General features: G+C 64.9%; 4 protein-coding genes. All 4 read right to left on the reverse strand.

The window, feature by feature from the left end:
• On the reverse strand, positions 1-355 hold a 355-nt coding region (locus tag NKH41_RS33900), incomplete at its 3' end, for a hypothetical protein (RefSeq protein WP_352935962.1).
• A complete protein-coding gene (tnpC, locus tag NKH41_RS33905) occupies positions 307-1,983 on the reverse strand; it encodes an IS66 family transposase (protein WP_352935956.1) in 1,677 nt (558 codons plus the stop codon). The genes NKH41_RS33900 and tnpC, both read right to left, overlap by 49 nt.
• A 66-nt stretch (positions 1,984-2,049) precedes the next feature.
• Complete coding sequence (gene tnpB, locus NKH41_RS33910; protein WP_352849733.1) at positions 2,050-2,397, reverse strand: IS66 family insertion sequence element accessory protein TnpB; 348 nt, start codon at positions 2,395-2,397, stop codon at positions 2,050-2,052.
• Complete coding sequence (tnpA, locus tag NKH41_RS33915; RefSeq protein WP_352935959.1) at positions 2,394-2,747, reverse strand: IS66-like element accessory protein TnpA; 354 nt, start codon at positions 2,745-2,747, stop codon at positions 2,394-2,396. Before tnpA ends, tnpB begins: the two co-directional genes overlap by 4 nt.
• Positions 2,748-2,845: the final 98 nt, after the last annotated feature.

A 2,845-nucleotide genomic window follows, 5' to 3' on the forward strand; every position in this document is an offset into this window, starting at 1 on the left:
GTACCCATCCGGTGAAGACCGCAGACGTGTATCCGGCGGCCATGAGGACCTGAGCACCGCGGTGCCGGGTCAAGTTTTTGATGGGGAGACGCGATGATATTCTTCGAGGAGGAGTTCGACCTCCTCGATGCCTTTCATCGGTGAATGCCAAGATCCCGTCGTCATCGTTGGCGCCGTAGACCCAGATGACGCCGTCCTCGGGCTCGAGACCGAGCGTCAGGTCCTGGATGAGCGCTTCGCTGACGCCGAGGTCCCTGGCGACACGTTCAACGGTGTAGACGTGATGCACCTTATTGCGCTGCATGATCAGGCCGCCGCTGATTGGGTCCGCAGTTGTGCGGATCTCCAATTCCACGGCAGCAAATCATCGATCCGATGGGCTGGGTGGGCTGCGATGCGCGCCAGGATATCGGCGAGCCAGGCCTGAGGGTCGATATCGTTCATCTTGGCGCTGACGATCAGGCTGTAGAGAACGGCAGCGCGCTGTCCGCCGCGATCGGAACCGCAGAACAGCCAGGACTTTCTGCCGAGAGCGATGCCGCGCAGGGCTCGCTCGGCTGCATTGTTCGATAGGCAGATCCGCCCGTCGTCGAGGAACCGGGCGAAGGATGACCAGCGGCGCAGCATGTAGTTGAAGGCCTTGGTCAGATCATGTCCGCGCGAGAGCTTGTCGCGCGTCTCGATCATCCAGGTCTCGAGCTCCGCGACCAGCGGCAGGGTCCGCTCCTGGCGCACGGCGTGGCGTTGGGCCGGCGACAGGCCGTTGATCTCGCGCTCGATATCGAACAGGGCATCGATGCGCTTCACGGCTTCAACCGCGAGCGGATAGACCAGGTTGGGCTTCTCGCCGTGCGCCTTCTTGCGCGCCGCCGCCTCGATATCGGCTAGCTCGAACACTTTGCGCCGGCTGTGAGCCCAACAGCTGGCTTCCAGAATAGGCGCTGGCTGACGGGCCGCCGTATAGAGATCGCCATAACCACCATAGGCATCGGCCTGCAGAATGCCGCTCCAGCCGGCGAGATGCGCCGCGGGATGTTCGCCTCGGCGATCGCGCGAATAGTAGAACACGACCGCCGGCGGATCGACACCGCCGAACGGTCGGTCATCACGCACATAGGTCCATAATCGGCCGGTATCGGTCTTGCCCTTGGCCAGGACCGGCACCGTCGTGTCGTCGCCGTGCAGACGCGAAGCGGCCAGCACATGGGCTTCGAGCCGCTTGAACAGCGGCATCAGCGCCGCGGCGCCGGCGCCGACCTGGTCGGCGAGCGTCGACAGGCTGAGCGGCACGCCTTCGCGCGCATAGCGTTCAGCCTGGCGGTTGAGCGGCTGATGCTGGCCGAACTTCTCGAACAGGATCATCGCCAGCAGGCCGGGACCGGCCCAGCCACGCGGGGTGGCGTGGAACGGCGCCGGAGCCTGGCTGATCGCCTCGCAGTCGCGGCAGGTGAACTTCTCCCGCACGTGTTGGATCACCTTCCATTGCCGCGGCACCACCTCCAGCGTCTCGGTGATATCCTCACCCAGCCTGCGCAGCCGATGACCGCCGCAGCAGTGGCAAGCGGTCGGCGCCGGCTCGACCACGCGTTCGCGCGGCAGGTGCTCGGGAAATGGCTGGCGCGCCGGTCGCTTGCGCATGTAAGGCGCCACCTCGGTGGTCCGGGCCGCTGCCTGTTCGGCGGCGATCTCGTCTTCCGTGGCCGTGCTCTCGAGTTCCTCGAAGGTGAGCTCCATCTGGTCGTGCAGGCGGGCGGCACGTTCAGAACTCTGACCATGCAGCGCCCGCTGCAGCTTGCGGATCGTCAGATCCTGATGTGCAATCAGCGCCGCATCATCCGATGCCTTGGCCCTGGCGACCGCCAGTTCGGCCTCGACCAGCGCAGCGCGTGCGGCCTCGTCTTCGGCTCTGGCCAGCGCCGCGGTCAGCGCTGCTCTCAGCGCGCCAATATCGTCCGGAACAGCATCCTGGGCGGTGGCAACCATGCCCTGGAGTGAATCATAAAACGCGTCCGCTGACTCGCGGAAAATGGCGCAAACTCAAAGAAAAACTCAGCCCGCGCGCTCAGGTCGGAACGTGTGACGCGGGTTGCGCCAATCGATCCCGTCGAGCATGTAGGCAAGCTGCGCCGGTGATATGGAAACCGTGCCGTCCGCCGGCGACGGCCATAGAAACCGGCCCTTCTCGAGCCGTTTGGCATACAGCGACATGCCGAGCCCATCATGCCAGATAATCTTGATCAGGTTGCCGCTGCGGCCGCGGAAGACATAAAGATCGCCGGCATGCGGATCCCGGCCCAACGTCTCCTGAACCTGCAGAGCGAGACCCTGCATTCCGCGACGCATATCGGTCTGGCCGACTGCCAACCAGATCCGCACCTGGCTCGGAACCGGGATCATGAAACGCCCAGCGCCTTCACCATCGCCGCCGCCAGTGTCGGCGGCGTGGTCAGCGGAATCCGCAGCCGCACCTTGCCGGCGATCTCCAGCTCGATCACCGCTGGGGACGCCGCCAGCCGCGAAACGGCGACAGGCTTATCGGGAACCACGACAACTTCGGCAAAGCCCGTCTCGCGGGTTCTCATCGTGCGCCGCCACTTATAGATCAGGCTGGTCGCGACATCGTACTGACGCGCCACCACCGCCACTGTGGCCCCGGGCGCGAATGCCGCGGCCACTATCCGGCACTGATCCTCTTCACGCCAACGACGACGACGCTCCGGTCCGGTCAATAACGTCACATGGCTCATGCTGTGCTGCTAACTACGCTCGAAAGGACGACCTTAAGAGCGCAGCTTCGCTACCGGGCCATGCTCCCGCAAGGCGGCCCTCGCCGGAGGCGTACGAC

Origin of the sequence: Mesorhizobium sp. M1169 (assembly GCF_040318345.1) — a bacterium.
Lineage (GTDB): Bacteria > Pseudomonadota > Alphaproteobacteria > Rhizobiales > Rhizobiaceae > Mesorhizobium.